The organism is Methylophilus sp. OH31 (assembly GCF_000576615.1).
In the GTDB taxonomy this organism is placed as follows: Bacteria; Pseudomonadota; Gammaproteobacteria; order Burkholderiales; family Methylophilaceae; genus Methylophilus.
Genome location: NZ_BAUS01000004.1, coordinates 188,946 through 204,317 on the forward strand (window position 1 = coordinate 188,946; position 15,372 = coordinate 204,317).

Genomic DNA, 15,372 nt, shown 5'->3' on the forward strand with positions numbered 1-15,372 from the left:
TTTCTCCACTGGCTGCCCTTTTGGCTATAGTTACCTGTTGTGACGTGGTTATCTGAATGGCATTGCTGACATTTCTTAGATTATATTTTCTATTTTTCTATTACAAACAAGCCGTTGTATAGTGTGTTTTTTTAAATTTGAGCGCATGATAAGTGTGTAAAACTAAAGTATCAGCCTGCAATAACCGTTGTTAAGATATTAACAATAATATACATGGGGGATGCGTGCGTTGAACACGACGGCGGAATCATCGGCATTGCACGCAGAAATTGTCGGCATGCTGTATTCAAACAATCGCAGATCATTGATGGCAGCCATCGTGGTCATGATTGCGCTTTTGCTCGTGCAATGGCACCTGATCGACCATATCATCCTCACGGTCTGGTCCAGCATTTTCCTGGTGGCTTACGGCATACGTGCTTATCTGACTGTTCAGTATGAAAAAGACTTGCAGCGCGAACTGCATAGCCGCCAGTGGTTACAGTGGTTCCGTGCCAGCACCTGTTTTTGTGGCCTGGCCTGGGGCCTGGGCGGTATTCTGCTGTTCCCTGAGGCTGATACGGCACATCAGGCGTTCCTGATTTTTGCGCTGGTCGGGGTTTCCGGGGCGGGCATCATTATTTATTCAGTCGATACCTTAAGTACCAACCTGTTTAGTGGCGGCATTGTGTTGTTTATGATTCCGCGCTTTTTGATTCATGGCAGTTCAGTCTCACTGGCGCTTGCCGTGTTATTTATGGTGTATGTGTTTTATGTGACGGTAGCTGGCCGCAGCCTGGCTACCAGCCTGCGCGAGAATATCTCGTTACGGATTGCATCCAACCTGGATAACAAGAAGGTGCACCAACTGGCTTACTATGATTTTTTGACTGGCTTGCCTAATCGCCGCTTGCTGACGGATCGCCTTAATCAGGCATTTGCACGCTGTGTGCGTCACCAGCATTATGGGGCGGTGTTGTGCCTGGACTTGAATAATTTCAAAGGGCTTAACGATAGCAAAGGCCATCAGGCCGGGGATGAGTTGTTGCAACAGGTCGCTTTCAGGCTGCAACAATGCTTGCGTAAAAAAGATACCATCGCGCGCATGGGCGGTGATGAGTTTATTGCCGTGCTGGATGAGTTATCAACCGACAAGACAGAAGCGATTACTGCAGCCCAGGCCACTGCGGAAAAAATGATGGCGGTGTTTTCGCAACCTTTCGAGCTGCAAAACAGTAAATATCGCACTGCACCTAGCATTGGCATTTGCCTGTTCCTGGGGGATTTGCTTAAAGAAGATGAAGTGTTACGGCGCGCTGATATTGCCATGTATCAGGCCAAAAAATCCGATAACCTCAATAGCATCCAGATGTACGATGAAGCCGTGCACCCGGCGGTAGAAATGCGCGCCACGCTTGAAAACGAGCTGGCATTTGCCTTGCAGGGCAAGCAATTGCTTTTATATTACCAGGTGCAAGTCAATGAGTTGCAGCAGCCAACGGGTGCAGAGGTCTTGTTGCGCTGGCAACACCCGACCTTGGGCATGATTCCGCCAGACCAATTTATTCCGATTGCCGAAGAAACCGGTGAAATTGTCTCCATCGGGCAATGGGTACTGGCGCAAGCTTGTCAGCAACTCAAGCACTGGTCACAGTCTGTGCATACCGCCCAGCTTAAATTGTCGGTCAATGTCAGTGCCATCCAGTTCAGCCAGCCAGACTTTGTGCAGATGGTGAAAGAAACGGTATTGGCGAGTGGTTGCGATGCAAGCTGTTTGCGCCTGGAACTGACCGAAAGCCTGATTGTGAAAAATATCGATGAAGTGATTGAAAAGATCAATGCCCTGAAAGTACTGGGCATCACTTTTTCGCTGGATGACTTTGGCATTGGGCAGTCTTCGTTGTCGGTATTGAAACGGCTGCCGTTAGACGAATTGAAAATAGACCGCAGCTTTATTAAAGATATTGTGCATAACAACTATGATTCATTTATTGTGCAGACTATCATCAATATGGGCAAAAACCTGAGTCACAGTGTGATTGCTGAAGGGGTGGAAATGCAGCAGCAAATGGTCATGTTGCAAAAGATGGGCTGCCACGCTTTCCAGGGTTATTTGTTTAGCCGTCCGCTGCCTTTGCATGAGTTTGAAGCCAGTTTGCAATCAGCGATGCGCGGTGGCGCTGCGCCATCCGCAACCGGTCAGCGCAAAGTATTACGTAGCCGACTCGGTTAAACCTTGATCCACTCTTCGCCCTGGCTTAACCAGCGCTGAAGATGGGCGGCAACCGCCGCTGGTTCGCGTTGCAAGAGCTGGTCCGCCTGGGTTTTGGCTGTTTCCAGCAACACCATATCCCGTTCCAGATCGGCAATTTTAAGCATGGGAACACCACTCTGGCGTGTGCCCAGCAATTCACCCGGGCCGCGGATATGTAAATCGGCCTGGGCAATTTGAAAGCCATCATTGCTTTCAAAAATGACCTTCAGGCGCTGTCGCCCAATTTGCGAGCATTGCTGTTTGCTATAAAGCAAAATACAGGTGCTCTTGGCTGCGCCGCGGCCGACGCGGCCACGTAACTGGTGTAACTGGCTCAGCCCCATGCGCTCCGCATGTTCGATCACCATTAAACTCGCATTCGGTACATCGACGCCAACTTCAATGACGGTGGTGGCGACCAGCAGGTGAATCTCATTGGCAGAGAAAGCCTGCATCACCGCCTGTTTTTCTGCCGATTTCATGCGGCCATGGACCAGGCCGACCTTGAGTTCGGGGAACGTTTGCTGCATATAGGCAAAGGTATCATTGGCTGTTTGTAGTTGCAGCGCTTCTGATTCTTCAATCAGCGGGCACACCCAATAGGCTTGATGGCCCTGGGCGCAGGCGTCATGAACGCGCTGCAAAATCTCATCGCGCCGGTCATCAGCCACCAGTTTGGTCACAATCGGTGTGCGGCCGGGAGGCAGCTCATCAATCACTGACACGTCAAGATCAGCGTAATAGCTCATGGATAAGGTGCGCGGAATCGGCGTGGCCGACATCATGAGCTGGTGCGGTTCCAGGTTGTGTGCCTGCCCTGGCAAAGCCGTGCCTTTTTTACGCAACGCCAGCCGTTGGCCGACGCCAAAGCGGTGTTGCTCATCCACAATCGCCAACCCCAGTTGCTTAAACTGCACATCGTCTTGAAATAAAGCATGCGTGCCGACGGCAAGCATGGCTTCACCGCTGGCGATGGCTGACAGTGATTGCTCACGTTGTTTTTTGTTCTGGCTGCCCGTCAGCCAGGCGACCGTCACCCCCAACGGTTGCAGCCAGTCACATAGCTTTTTGTAATGCTGCTCTGCCAGAATTTCCGTCGGCGCCATCATCGCCACTTGCCAGCCATGTTCTATCAGTTGCAAGGCCGCCAGGCAGGCGACAATGGTTTTGCCACTACCGACATCACCCTGTAGCAGGCGTTGCATGGGGTGTGGCTGGTTGAGGTCATGCCCGATTTCTGCCACCACTTTTTGCTGGGCAGACGTCAGTGCAAACGGCAGGCTGGCCAGCAGGCGGCCAACCAGCGTCTGTGAGGCGGAGATGGCAGGTGCGCGCGATTGTTTGCGGCGCGCGTAATGTTGTCGCATGGAAAGCTGTTGTGCCAGCAGTTCATCGTAGGCCAGGCGTTGCCAGGCAGGGTGCGTGCGGTCTTCCAGTGTCGCCAGTGCTATCTCGGCTTGGGGTTGATGCAGCAAATGCAGACTGCTGGCAAAGTCGGGCAATTGCATGGACTGGTATACCCAGCCTGGCAGGGTTTCGTGCAAATATTCTGCTTGCAAGATGCGGTTCACCGCTTTGCGTATGGTTGCCTGGCTCAAGCCTGCCGTCGTCGGATAGACCGGGGTGAGTGCACTGCTGACCGGCGTGTCTTCATCGACTTTGCGCTGTGTCGGGTGCACCATTTCATAGCCAAAAAAACCAGGCCGCACCTCACCAAACACGCGTAAACGCTGGCCAGTTTGCATGGCAGCGACCTGGCTGGGATAAAAGTGCAGAAAACGCAGATTGATGATGCCAGTGTCATCCTGCAGCCTGACATTCAACATTTTGCGCGGCTTGTAGGCCACTTCATTGTGCACCACCACGCCTTCGATTTGTGTCTGCTCACCCAGGTGTAAGTCGCGGATGGCCGTGATGCGGGTTTCGTCCAGGTAGCGCAGTGGCAAGTGCAGCAACAAGGCCTGCACTGAATGAATATTCAGTTTTGCCAGCTGGCTGCATACGGCGGGCGTGAAACCTTTAATCTCGTTCAAGGGCCGCATGCTGGCATCACCGCTGATTTACTGGATACGTTGTTCCAGCTGGTTGCCTTTGACCCGGTTGATACGCACGATTTGCTGAATCTTGCGCAGATTGCGGATCAAGGTCGCCAGGTGCACGCGGTTATGCACTTGCACGGTAAAGTTTACATTGGAGTACTGGCTGCCATCGCTGGATTCGACACTGACATTATCAATGTTGGCATCTGCATTGGAGATGGTCGCCGCAATTTTGGCCAGCATGCCGCGTTCGTCGACCACCGTAATGCGCAAGTTGACGCTGAACAGTTTTTTCGGGTCGGCATCCCACTCCACGTCCAGCCATTTTTCCGGGTCCAGCCTGAACTTGCGGATGGCAGGGCAATCGTGGGTATGAATGACCAGGCCCTTGTCTTTATTGATAAAGCCCAGAATGGGGTCGCCAGGAATCGGGCGGCAGCAAGGGGCAAATTGTACTGCCATGCCTTCCGAGCCGCGGATGGTAATGGTATCGAGTACTTTGCCAGATTTATCTTCAGCATCGGCCGGATGCGCCAGTAACTGGTGCGCCACCATCAGGCTGTTACGTTTGCCAAGGCCGATATCGGTCAAAATCGCCTGGCGGGTTTTGCTGCCATAGTCGTTCATGACTTTTTGCCATTGCTTGTCTGCAATCTCGGCAGGTTCTATATGCATGGCGCGCAGCGCCACATTCAGCATGCGTTCACCCAATTGTGCCGATTCTTCCACCTTGACGGTTTTGAGGTAATGGCGGATATGTGAGCGGGCTTTGCCGGTGACCACATAGTTGAGCCAGGCCGGATTCGGTTTCGCCAGCGGTGCGGTGATAATTTCAACATGATCACCGTTGCGCATCTCGGTACGCAGTGGCGCCAGTTCATTATTGATTTTAACGGCGACGCAACTATTACCGACATCTGAGTGCACGGCGTACGCGAAGTCAACCGCCGTCGAGCCGCGTGGTAAGGCCATGATGTTGCCTTTAGGCGTAAATACATACACCTCGTCCGGGAACAGATCGACTTTAAAGTTCTCCAGGAACTCGTGGCTGTCGTCACTCTCGGTCTGGATTTCAACCAGGCGTTGCAACCACTGGTGGGTTTGCTGTTGCAGTTTGGTCAGGTGCGCATCGGTGGTTTTATACAGCCAGTGCGCCGCTACGCCGGCATCGGCAATGTTATGCATTTCCTGGCTGCGTATTTGTACCTCAATCGGCGTGCCAAACGGGCCAAACAATGTGGTATGCAAAGACTGGTAACCGTTGGCTTTGGGGATGGCAATATAGTCTTTAAAACGGCCGGGAATGGGCTTATAAAGCGCATGTAATGCGCCCAGTGCCAGGTAGCAGGCTGCGGTATCTTTGACAATGACGCGAAAACCGTAAATGTCGCCAATTTGCGACAATTTCATCGATTTTTCAGCCATTTTCTTATAAATGCTGTAAAGGTGCTTTTCGCGCCCCTGTACATCATATTCGATCTGGTATTGCGTCAGCTGGTTCTCAATGGCGTCCTGAATCTTGCTGATGACTTCTTTGCGGTTGCCACGTGCCAGGCGAATGGCCTTATCAATCACGCGATGGCGATTCGGGTATAGGTACTTGAGGCTGAGATCTTCCAGCTCGTGGTAAATCGGGTTCAGGCCTAGCCGGTTGGCAATTGGCGCATAAATATCCAGCGTTTCGCGTGCGATGCGTTTCTGCTTTTCCGGGCGCATCGCTTCCAGCGTCTGCATATTGTGCAAACGATCGGCCAGCTTGACCAGGATCACACGTACATCCTGGCTCATGGCCAGCAGCATTTTGCGGAAATTTTCGGCTTGCGCCTGGGTGGCGGTTTGCAGTTCTACCTTGTCCAGCTTGGTCAGGCCATCTACCAGGTCGGCCACCTGTTTACCAAAGCGCTCGGCAATCGCCGCACTATCGACTTCGGTATCTTCCACGACATCATGCAGCAGGGCGGCCAGCAGGGTGGGCAAGTCGAGATGCAGTTTGGCCAGAATGCAGGCCACCGAAATCGGATGGGTAATATAGGGCTCGCCGGTTTTGCGGGTTTGACCGGCATGCGCCTGCTCGGCATAGCGATACGCTTGCCAGACCAGTTGCACTTCTTCTTCGTTGAGGTACTTGCGGATTAGCTGGGTAAGGGGGGAATCCTCACGGTCAGCAGGGAGCAAGTCCACTTCCTCCAGGGGAGACCTGGACTTGCGATGGGCAGAATCGCCTTGGCTATGGGGCATAGCTGTTTATGCGTGGCCCTTTTTCTCTAACAACTCTACACCGATCTTACCAGCAGCGATTTCGCGCAAGGCAATCACGGTTGGCTTGTCTTTTTGTGAATAGCCACTCACTAATGGGTCTGAACCATTGGCTAATTGTCTGGCGCGGTAAGCTGCCACCAATGTCAATTGAAAACGGTTAGAGATGTTGTCCAAACAATCATCGACAGTAATACGTGCCATAAAAACCTCTTAATATGTGAGCCTACATGCAGCGTGCATGCGCGCTGGGTCAGGTAAGTGATTGAATCAATGACGCGTGGCAGGCAACCTGGCGGTTTAACTGCAAGCGCTGGGCGCGAACAATCGCCATCAGATCCTGCAAGGCCACGTCAAAATTATCATTAATTGTAACATAATCAAACTCATGCACGTGACGCATCTCCTCACGTGCGGCGGCCAGACGTTGTGTAATCACGGCTTCGCTGTCCTGGCCACGGTTGTTCAGGCGGTGTGCCAGCGCCTCAATCGAAGGCGGCAAAATAAAAATCGAGGTGACCTGCGGGAACAGTTTGCGAATCTGCTGAGCGCCTTGCCAGTCGATTTCCAAAATCACATCGCGGCCGGATGCCAGGGCGTTTTCTACCTCGCTTTGTGCCGTGCCATAACGCGCGCTGTGCACATGGGCGCTTTCGAGAAAGCCGCCTTTATCCAGCACGCCTAAAAACTCGGCTTCTGAGACAAAGTGGTAATGGATGCCATCTTCTTCGCCCGGGCGCGGTGCGCGCGTGGTGTGCGACACCGATAGTTTTAAAATCGGGTCTTGCGCCAGCATGGCACGCACCAGGCTGGTTTTACCAGCGCCAGAAGCAGCAGAAATCACATATAAATGACCATGACTCATGATGCACACCACTCCGGGTTAGGCAGTGAAGAAAAGACGGATTTCAAACCCTCGCCCCAACCCTTGCGGATACAGGCGTAATAAGGATCATCTTCCGTCAGGCGTTGCCGGCAATCGGCGCTAAAGGTGTCAGTGCGGTATATCATCAAATCAATCGGTAAAGCCACAGAAATATTACTGCGGATGGTGGAATCAAATGAAATCAGCACGCATTTTACCGCATCTGTGACATTGGTTTGATGTTTGATGACACGGTCGATAATCGGTTTGCCGTATTTGGTCTCGCCGATTTGCAGATAAGGCGTGTCCGAGGTGGCTTCAATAAAATTGCCTGCTGCATAGACATTAAACAGGCGAGGCTGCTCGCCTTTGATTTGACCGGCCACCAGAATGCTGGCGCTAAAGTCTATGCTATGTTCCTTGAGGGCTTTGCCATCGCGCTGATGCACGGTGCGCATGGCGGCGCCGACGACACTGGCGGCTTCAAACAGCGACTGCACATTATGCAGGTGGGCATGCGGTTCAGGCGATTTGAGCTGTTCACGGCACAGGTTGACCACCGATTGTGTAATGGCCAGATTGCCCGCCGTCAGCAGCACAATCATGCGCTCGCCCGGTACTTCAAATAGATGCATTTTAGGCGCAATCGCTACCTGGTCGACACCAGCATTGGTGCGCGTATCAGAAGCCAATACCAGGCCTTGTTGCAGCAAAATACCGACACAATAAGTCATAAGAAAAGAGGAGTAGGTTAATGTTTAAAAGTCATCATAGCATGCACGGACAAGCTACTGCTGCGCACTTTGTGCCTGCTGTCGTAGCTGTTGTTTATGCTGCTCGCGCTGTTTTTCTGTCAGGCCGCCGTGCTGGTTGACACTGACCATGCTCGCCATGCCCTCTGTGCCGCCGCCGATACGCGAACCCGTGATCGGACTGGCGCTGCGATAGTCCAGGCCAGTAGCCAATCTGACATGCGTTTCGTTTACCAATGTGCCATTAGACACATCCAGCCCGAGCCATTGGTCGTGTTGCCACACATCCACCCAGGCATGCGTTTGCATCAGGTTGCCGTTTTCGGTGAACAGATAACCGCTGACATAACGTGCGGGCAGCCCCAGGCTATGGCAACAGCCAATAAAAGCATGCGCATGGTCCTGGCAAACCCCTTTGCCAAGCCTGAAGGCCTCGGCTGCCGAGGTGTCGACCTGGGTCGCACCTGTGATGTACTCCATCTGCGCACGCAAAGCCTGCATCATGTCTGGCAGTGGCGCATCGGCAAAGCGTTTGGCAAATGCAATCATGGCGGCATCGGCCTGGGTGAGGGGCGTATCACGCAGGTAAATGTCTAATGGGAGTGTGTGCTCAGGCGGGGTGCTTGCAACCCCGGTTTCCACTTCGCCACATACGGCGATGAGCAATTCATTATGCGGCTGGTCGATGACCAGGGTATGCGCCAGATTGCCAAAGGCATCCTCAAACGCAGCTAGCTGCCCGTTGACCTTGATCTGCCAATGCTTGACCTGCTGCCCGTGACCATTGCGTGGCGTCAGGCGCAATTGCTGAATAGTGTATTGCGCCATGTCACTGAAAGCATAGTGGGTCTGGTGTTCAATATTGAGCAGCATATGTGTGGTGTGCCAAAGTGAAAAAGCGCAGCGCTGTGTTAAACAGTCTGCGCATGAGGGGGTTCATGGCAATCTATTGTCGTTGTCAGGCCGTCGCACTTAAAAAATTGCGTTGTATTTCTTCACCGAGTTTGCGGTTGGCCAGAATAAATTCATCCAAAAAGTGGTGTACGCCATCTTTCAAAATATCCAGCATGCGGCCGTAGTGCAGCCTGGCATGCATTTGGCCTGCCAGACGCTCGGCTTCAGTCTGGCGGCTACCAGCCACTTGCCGCAAAATCGGCATGATTTCGGCGTAGCAGGCATGCAGTGAGCGTGGCATGTCTTCGCGCAAAATGAGCAATTCAGACACTTTCATCGGTTCAATCGCATCGCGGTAAACTTTCTGGTAGGCCTGGAAAGCCGACACCGAGCGCAGCACGGCACTCCATTCGTAATAATCCACCGCGCCGTCATTCGCTTCCTGCATGGGGATTAAAAATTCATACTTTACATCGAGCAAACGCGCGGTATTGTCAGCACGTTCCATAAAGGTGCCCAGGCGTACAAAGCTGAATGCTTCATCGCGCAACATGGTGCCAAAGCACACGCCACGGAACAGATGCGAACGACTTTTGACCCATTCACAAAACTCACTCAAGCCAGTCTGTGTCAGATCCTGCTTGATATATTGGCCAAACTCCAGCCACAGCGTGTTCATGTTTTCCCAGGTTTCGGTGGTCATGGCCACGCGCACAGCGCGGGCATTTTCACGTGCGCTGCGCAACGAGCTGTAGATGCTGGAAGGATTACTGCTATCCATGACCAGATGTTTAATCACATTGGCGGCATTAAGTTCTTTGTAAGTTTTGTCATAAATATCGCGGATACCGGCAATTTCCAATACCGTATCCCACAGCTCTTCTTCATTACTGCTGTCGGAAGGCAGCAACGACATGTTGTAAGTCACATCCAGTACGCGTGCCACGTTTTCGGTACGTTCGATATAACGCGCCATCCAATATAAATGATCTGCGGTACGACTTAACATATGACAGCCTCTTGCGTTGTTTGTTGGGCAGCCATTTGCGACTGCGAGGTTTCTACACAGACATCATCACGCTCCAGCACCCAAGTGTCTTTAGTGCCGCCACCTTGTGAGGAGTTGACCACCAGTGAACCTTCCTTGAGCGCCACGCGCGACAAGCCACCTGGCACGACACTGACTGTTTTGCCCGAGAGTACAAATGGGCGCAGGTCGACATGGCGTGGTGCAATACCTTGATCTACCAGCGTCGGGCAGGTCGACAAGGCCAATGTCGGTTGCGCAATGTAATTGGCTGGTTTCGAGACGATGCGTAAACGGAATTCTTCAATTTCCTGCTTGCTGGCAGTGGGGCCGACCAGCATACCGTAGCCGCCGGAACCCTGGACTTCTTTCACGACCAGCTCGGGCAGATGATCCAGCACGTAGGCCAGATCATCTTCCTTGCTGAGTTGATACGTAGGCACGTTCTGCAGGATGGGAGATTCACCCAGGTAGAACTTGATCATCTCCGGCACGTACACATACGTCGCCTTGTCATCAGCAACGCCGGTGCCCACGGCGTTGGCTAATGTGACGCCACCATTGCGGTAGACGGAGAGCAGACCTGGCACGCCCAACAGGGAGTCGGGCTTGAACACCAGAGGGTCAAGGAAGTCGTCGTCGATGCGGCGGTAAATCACGTCCACCCTTTGCGGGCCTTGCGTGGTGCGCATGTAGACGGCGTTATTGCGGACAAACAAATCTTGGCCTTCCACCAGTTCGATGCCCATTTGCTGGGCGAGGAAGGCATGTTCAAAGTAAGCGCTGTTATAAGCGCCTGGTGAAAGCAGTACCACGGTCGGATCAGTGACGCCTGTTTGGGCCACCGAGCGCAAATTATTAAGTAATACGTGTGGATAATGCTCGACCGGTGCAATCGGATATTTTTTAAATAAATCCGGAAACAGCCGCATCATCATTTTGCGGTCTTCCAGCATGTAAGACACCCCTGAAGGGGTGCGCAAGTTATCTTCCAGCACATAAAACTGTGATTCACTGGTGCGTACCAGGTCGATACCGGCGACATGTGCATACACCTGGTTAGGCACATTGACGCCTACCATTTCCGGCCGGTATTGTGAGTTGCTTAAAATGCTGTGCGGGACAATGCCTGCTTTGATAATTTCCTGCTCATGATAAATATCATGCAAAAACATATTCAGTGCGCGCACGCGTTGCACGGCGCCTTTGGCTAGGTGTGCCCACTCGCTGGCGGAGATCATGCGCGGAATCACGTCAAACGGAATCAAACGTTCGGCACCATCCTCTTCGCCATAGACGTTAAACGTAATCCCAACCCTGCGGAACAATACTTCAGCTTCCGCTCGCTTGGCCGCCAGCTGTTGTGTCGGTACATCGCTTAACCAGCGGTTATACGCCTGATAGATGGCACGTACATTGCCCCCATAGCCCTGCATTTCATCAAAAAACTGTTTGGCCGATTGCGTCATGATGCTGGACCTTTGCCTTACTTGTAAAATTCAATTAAATAAGAGCAAGCCGTGTGCCAGCAAAGAATAGTGTTTTAAATCATATTGTTATTGTTTTTTAGCTGTTGCTACCAAAGCAAAATGCACCATTGCGGTGCGTTTTGGCGTCACGATTTTGGTGCAGTGCTGTTTTACATTTAAGCCGCTTACTCGATGTTCTGAATCTGCTCGCGCATTTGTTCGATCAGCACTTTTAGTTGCATAGACACTTGTGTGGTTTCGATGGCCACCGATTTCGAGCCCAGGGTATTGGCTTCGCGGTTCATTTCCTGCATCAGGAAATCCAATTTCTTACCCATGGCGCCACCGGCATTGAGGATGCGGTCCATTTCGGTGATATGGGATTGCAAGCGCGCCAACTCTTCATCCACATCAATGCGTTGCGCGTAAAGCACGATTTCCTGGCGCACGCGGTCGTCATCGGCCTGCATGGCTTCTTGCAGCTTGGCGGTCAGTTTTTCCTGGTATTGGCTCACCAGCGTCGGCAGCAGAGGTTTAACAATGCTGATTTGTTCACGCACGCCTTGCAGGCGATCGAGCAATACCTGTTTGAGCTTTTCACCTTCGCGCTGGCGAGCAGCAATCAGTTCATCAATGCCACGTGACAGGCCGTTTTGTACGCCTTGTGCCATGGCTTCGGCATCCACCGCTTCGGTTTGCAAGACGCCGGGCAGTTTGAAGACATCGACCAGGTTGATCGGTTGCGCTTGCGGAAAATGCTGTTGCAGGTCTTTGAGCGTTTGTGCAATTTGCGCCACCATGGCCGGGTTGAGCGCCAGGGTAGTGGCTGCGTTGTCACTTTTGAGACTCATACGGCATTCGACTTTGCCACGGCCGAGCCGGGTTTGTAGTTGTTCGCGTATCAGCGCTTCAAACTGGCGCAAACTGTCTTCAATTTTGACGTTGAGCTCGAGGTAGCGATGATTCACTGCGCGCAGTTCGATCAGCAACAGGCCGCCCGGAAAACGGGCTTCACTTGCGGCAAAGCCGGTCATGCTTAAAATGGGGTGTGCGTTTTTGGTTTCTTTTTCTGTGGTTTTGTTGGCAGTCATTATCGCGCTCCGGGCAAACTGGACGATTGTATCAAATGCGCTATCGATATGCGAAAATAGCATACAGATAAAAGAAACCCGGTTTGATGGCAGAGACGGCAAGCCACTTAATTCGGCGTTTCCCTTAATAAAAGCCATGATTGTGACGTTAAAGCGCTAGTGAAGCTTTCTAATAAATTCGATTTTGCCTTGCCGGTCGGCACTGCGCTGCATGACTACACCATTACACGGGTGCTGAGTCTGGGCGGGTTCAGTTTCGTCTATCTGGCGCAGGATCCGCAAAAAAATACCGTCGCCATCAAGGAATATATGCCAGTGACGCTGGCTGAGCGTGACGAGCATACGCATATCCGCTCCAATGGCAAAAATGAAGCTGCCTACAAACATGGCATGAAGTGCTTTTTTGAAGAAGGCCTGGCGCTGGCCAATATTGAGCACAAAAATATTGTGCGCGTGAAAAACTTCTTCCGTGCCAACAACACCGTTTACATGGTCATGAAGTATGAGCGCGGCAAGTCGCTGCAAGATTACATCATGGCCTTGTCGCAGCCGGTGCCTGAGAGTTTCCTGATCCGCATGTTTGTGGAGTTGCTCAATGGCTTGCGTGAAGTGCATACGCGCAAGTTGCTGCATCTGGATATCAAGCCCGCCAATATTTATATCCGCCTGGATGGCTCACCCATGCTGCTGGACTTCGGATCAGCGCGCCAGGCCTTGTCTGAGGTGACGTTGGCGCCGACTTACACACCGGGTTTTGCGCCGCCGGAGCAATACATAGACCGTAAGCACCTGGGGCCCTGGAGTGATATTTACAGCATAGGTGCCAGCATGTATGCCTGCTTGCAACGCGCATCGCCCATCTCGGCCAATGTGCGGCTGAAAGATGATACGCTGGTGCCTGCGATTGAGCTCGGTAAACAGATATACTCTGAAAAATTACTGGCGATTATTGATGAATGCATGCAGCTGGACTACCTGTTACGGCCGCAAAGCGTGTTCTCATTACAGAAAAAAATGATCGGCATCCGCGTGGTAGAAGATCCTCGTGGTTCGCTGGTGGATAAAATCATCAAGGTATTGAATAAACCGCTATGAAATTCACCATTGCACAAGGTAGCCGCCAGGGGCCGCGGCCTTACAATCAGGACCGGCTGGCCTATTCTTACCACCGGCATGCTATTTTCATGGTGCTGGCTGACGGCATGGGCGGACACCAGCATGGGGATGTGGCCGCCGAAATCGCGGTGAAAACCACGATAGAAGCCTTTCAGCGTGAGTCGCAGCCTTTGATTACCCAGCCTGCGCAGTTTTTGCGTGAGCAAATTGCCCGGGCGCATGATGTGATCGAAAATGTGCGTTTGCAAAAACGTTTGCTGGAATCGCCACGCACCACCATTGTCGTCGCACTGATCCAGCACAACAAACTGTTTTGCGCCCATGTGGGTGATTCCCGCTTATATCTCTATCGAAACGGCCTGGTCGAATACCAGACCGAGGACCACTCAGTCGTGCAATCGTTATTAAGAGAAGGCAAAATTACGGTAGATGAGATGGATCATCACCCGCACCGTAATAAAATTTATAATTGCGTAGGTGGAGAGCGCCCGCCCAAAGTAGAGCTGGCGGCGCCGATCCCGCTGCGCGAAGGCGATGTCATCATGCTGTGCTCGGATGGTGTATGGAACACCGTGCCAGATATCAGCATGGCGCAACATATGCTGGCCGCAGATATCAACGATGGCGTGAACCGCTTATTGGATGATGCTGATGCCGCCAGTATTACCGTCGGCGATAATATGAGCGCGATTGCTCTGCAGTGGGGACAGCGTGTGACCAGCCCGCTGACGATTTCAACACTGGATTTACCGGTAGACGTCACCACCACCATGATGAACGAAACCACGGCCCCGCCCAGCCAATATGCGCTGGATTTGACCGATGATGAAATTGAAAAGGCGATTGCCGAAATACAGGAAGCGCTGGGCAGAACCCGGCAACATATTAAATAACAGGAAGTTGTAAACCATGATCAGACCAAGCCAGCGCGCGAATGACCAATTGCGCGCCATCGAAATTATCCGCCACTACACCAAACATGCTGAAGGCTCAGTATTGGTGAAATTTGGCGATACGCACGTGATTTGCACTGCCAGCGTAGAAGAAAAAGTGCCTGGTTTTTTGAAGGGCAAAGGCCAGGGTTGGGTCACGGCTGAATATGGCATGCTGCCACGTTCAACAGGTAGCCGCATGGACCGCGAAGCCGCACGCGGCAAGCAAAGCGGGCGCACACAAGAGATTCAGCGCCTGATTGGCCGCAGCCTGCGCGCGGTGATTGATCTGCAAAAGCTGGGAGAGCGCACCATCCATTTTGACTGTGACGTCATCCAGGCCGATGGCGGTACACGTACTGCCAGCATCACCGGCGCTTATGTCGCCATGGTAGATGCCGTGGGCACCTTGCTGCAAAAAGGCCTGCTCACCGAAACGCCCATCAGAGACTCCGTGGCAGCAATCTCAGTCGGTGTCTATCAGGGCACGCCAGTGCTGGACCTCGACTATATCGAAGATTCAGACTGCGATACCGACATGAATGTGGTGATGACCGGCAACGGTGGCTTTGTTGAAATTCAGGGCACGGCCGAAGGTGAGCCATTTAGCCGCGATACCATGAACCAGATGCTGGACCTGGCTGCCAAAGGCATTCATGAGCTGGGCCAACTGCAAACCCTGGCATTGGCAAAATAAC

Annotated in this window: 13 protein-coding genes; 4 read left to right on the plus strand and 9 right to left on the minus strand. The window is 52.5% G+C overall.

Features of this window, described 5'->3' with window-relative positions; translation table 11 throughout:
• The first annotated feature begins 220 nt into the window (after window positions 1–220).
• The gene (locus OH31_RS07470; protein ID WP_242402223.1) at window positions 221–2,212 is read left to right on the plus strand and encodes a bifunctional diguanylate cyclase/phosphodiesterase; all 1,992 of its coding nucleotides are present in this window, start codon (window positions 221–223) and stop codon (window positions 2,210–2,212) included.
• Here the strand turns inward: OH31_RS07470 and recG are convergent.
• The 9 genes from recG to OH31_RS07515 all read right to left on the minus strand — a co-directional run bounded on the left by recG (window position 2,209) and on the right by OH31_RS07515 (window position 12,626).
• A complete protein-coding gene (gene recG, locus OH31_RS07475; RefSeq protein ID WP_024930240.1) occupies window positions 2,209–4,275 on the minus strand; it encodes an ATP-dependent DNA helicase RecG in 2,067 nt (688 codons plus the stop codon). The genes OH31_RS07470 and recG overlap by 4 nt on opposite strands.
• Window positions 4,276–4,293: 18 nt before the next feature.
• A complete protein-coding gene (locus OH31_RS07480) occupies window positions 4,294–6,510 on the minus strand; it encodes a bifunctional (p)ppGpp synthetase/guanosine-3',5'-bis(diphosphate) 3'-pyrophosphohydrolase (protein WP_024930241.1) in 2,217 nt (738 codons plus the stop codon).
• 6 nt (window positions 6,511–6,516) lie between these two features.
• Complete coding sequence (rpoZ, locus tag OH31_RS07485) at window positions 6,517–6,732, minus strand: DNA-directed RNA polymerase subunit omega (protein ID WP_019880814.1); 216 nt, start codon at window positions 6,730–6,732, stop codon at window positions 6,517–6,519.
• A gap of 49 nt (window positions 6,733–6,781) precedes the next feature.
• Window positions 6,782–7,393: a guanylate kinase gene (gmk, locus tag OH31_RS07490; protein WP_019880815.1), complete on the minus strand. Its 612-nt coding sequence runs from the start codon at window positions 7,391–7,393 to the stop codon at window positions 6,782–6,784.
• The gene (locus OH31_RS07495) at window positions 7,390–8,127 is read right to left on the minus strand and encodes a proteasome-type protease (RefSeq protein WP_019880816.1); all 738 of its coding nucleotides are present in this window, start codon (window positions 8,125–8,127) and stop codon (window positions 7,390–7,392) included. Before OH31_RS07495 ends, gmk begins: the two co-directional genes overlap by 4 nt.
• A gap of 54 nt (window positions 8,128–8,181) precedes the next feature.
• Window positions 8,182–9,018, minus strand: a complete 837-nt coding sequence (locus OH31_RS07500; RefSeq protein WP_024930242.1) for a transglutaminase family protein — start codon at window positions 9,016–9,018, stop codon at window positions 8,182–8,184.
• An 85-nt stretch (window positions 9,019–9,103) separates the two neighbouring features.
• Complete coding sequence (locus OH31_RS07505) at window positions 9,104–10,048, minus strand: alpha-E domain-containing protein (RefSeq protein ID WP_019880818.1); 945 nt, start codon at window positions 10,046–10,048, stop codon at window positions 9,104–9,106.
• Window positions 10,042–11,535 (minus strand): circularly permuted type 2 ATP-grasp protein, encoded by a 1,494-nt coding sequence (locus tag OH31_RS07510; RefSeq protein ID WP_024930243.1) that lies wholly within the window; start codon window positions 11,533–11,535, stop codon window positions 10,042–10,044. Before OH31_RS07510 ends, OH31_RS07505 begins: the two co-directional genes overlap by 7 nt.
• Window positions 11,536–11,720: 185 nt before the next feature.
• Window positions 11,721–12,626, minus strand: a complete 906-nt coding sequence (locus tag OH31_RS07515; RefSeq protein WP_036298894.1) for a YicC/YloC family endoribonuclease — start codon at window positions 12,624–12,626, stop codon at window positions 11,721–11,723.
• Window positions 12,627–12,785: 159 nt separating this feature from the next.
• Here OH31_RS07515 and OH31_RS07520 point away from each other — a divergent pair, with 159 nt between their 5' ends.
• The 3 genes from OH31_RS07520 to rph are packed head-to-tail and all read left to right on the plus strand — an operon-like array spanning window position 12,786 to window position 15,371.
• Window positions 12,786–13,721 carry a serine/threonine-protein kinase gene (locus tag OH31_RS07520; RefSeq protein WP_019880821.1) on the plus strand — a complete coding sequence of 312 codons (936 nt, stop codon included), beginning with the start codon at window positions 12,786–12,788 and terminating at the stop codon, window positions 13,719–13,721.
• The gene (locus tag OH31_RS07525; RefSeq protein ID WP_024930245.1) at window positions 13,718–14,635 is read left to right on the plus strand and encodes a PP2C family serine/threonine-protein phosphatase; all 918 of its coding nucleotides are present in this window, start codon (window positions 13,718–13,720) and stop codon (window positions 14,633–14,635) included. Before OH31_RS07520 ends, OH31_RS07525 begins: the two co-directional genes overlap by 4 nt.
• Window positions 14,636–14,651: 16 nt before the next feature.
• Window positions 14,652–15,371, plus strand: coding sequence for a ribonuclease PH (gene rph / locus OH31_RS07530; protein WP_036298898.1), 720 nt, complete (start codon window positions 14,652–14,654; stop codon window positions 15,369–15,371).
• Window position 15,372 lies beyond the last annotated feature (1 nt).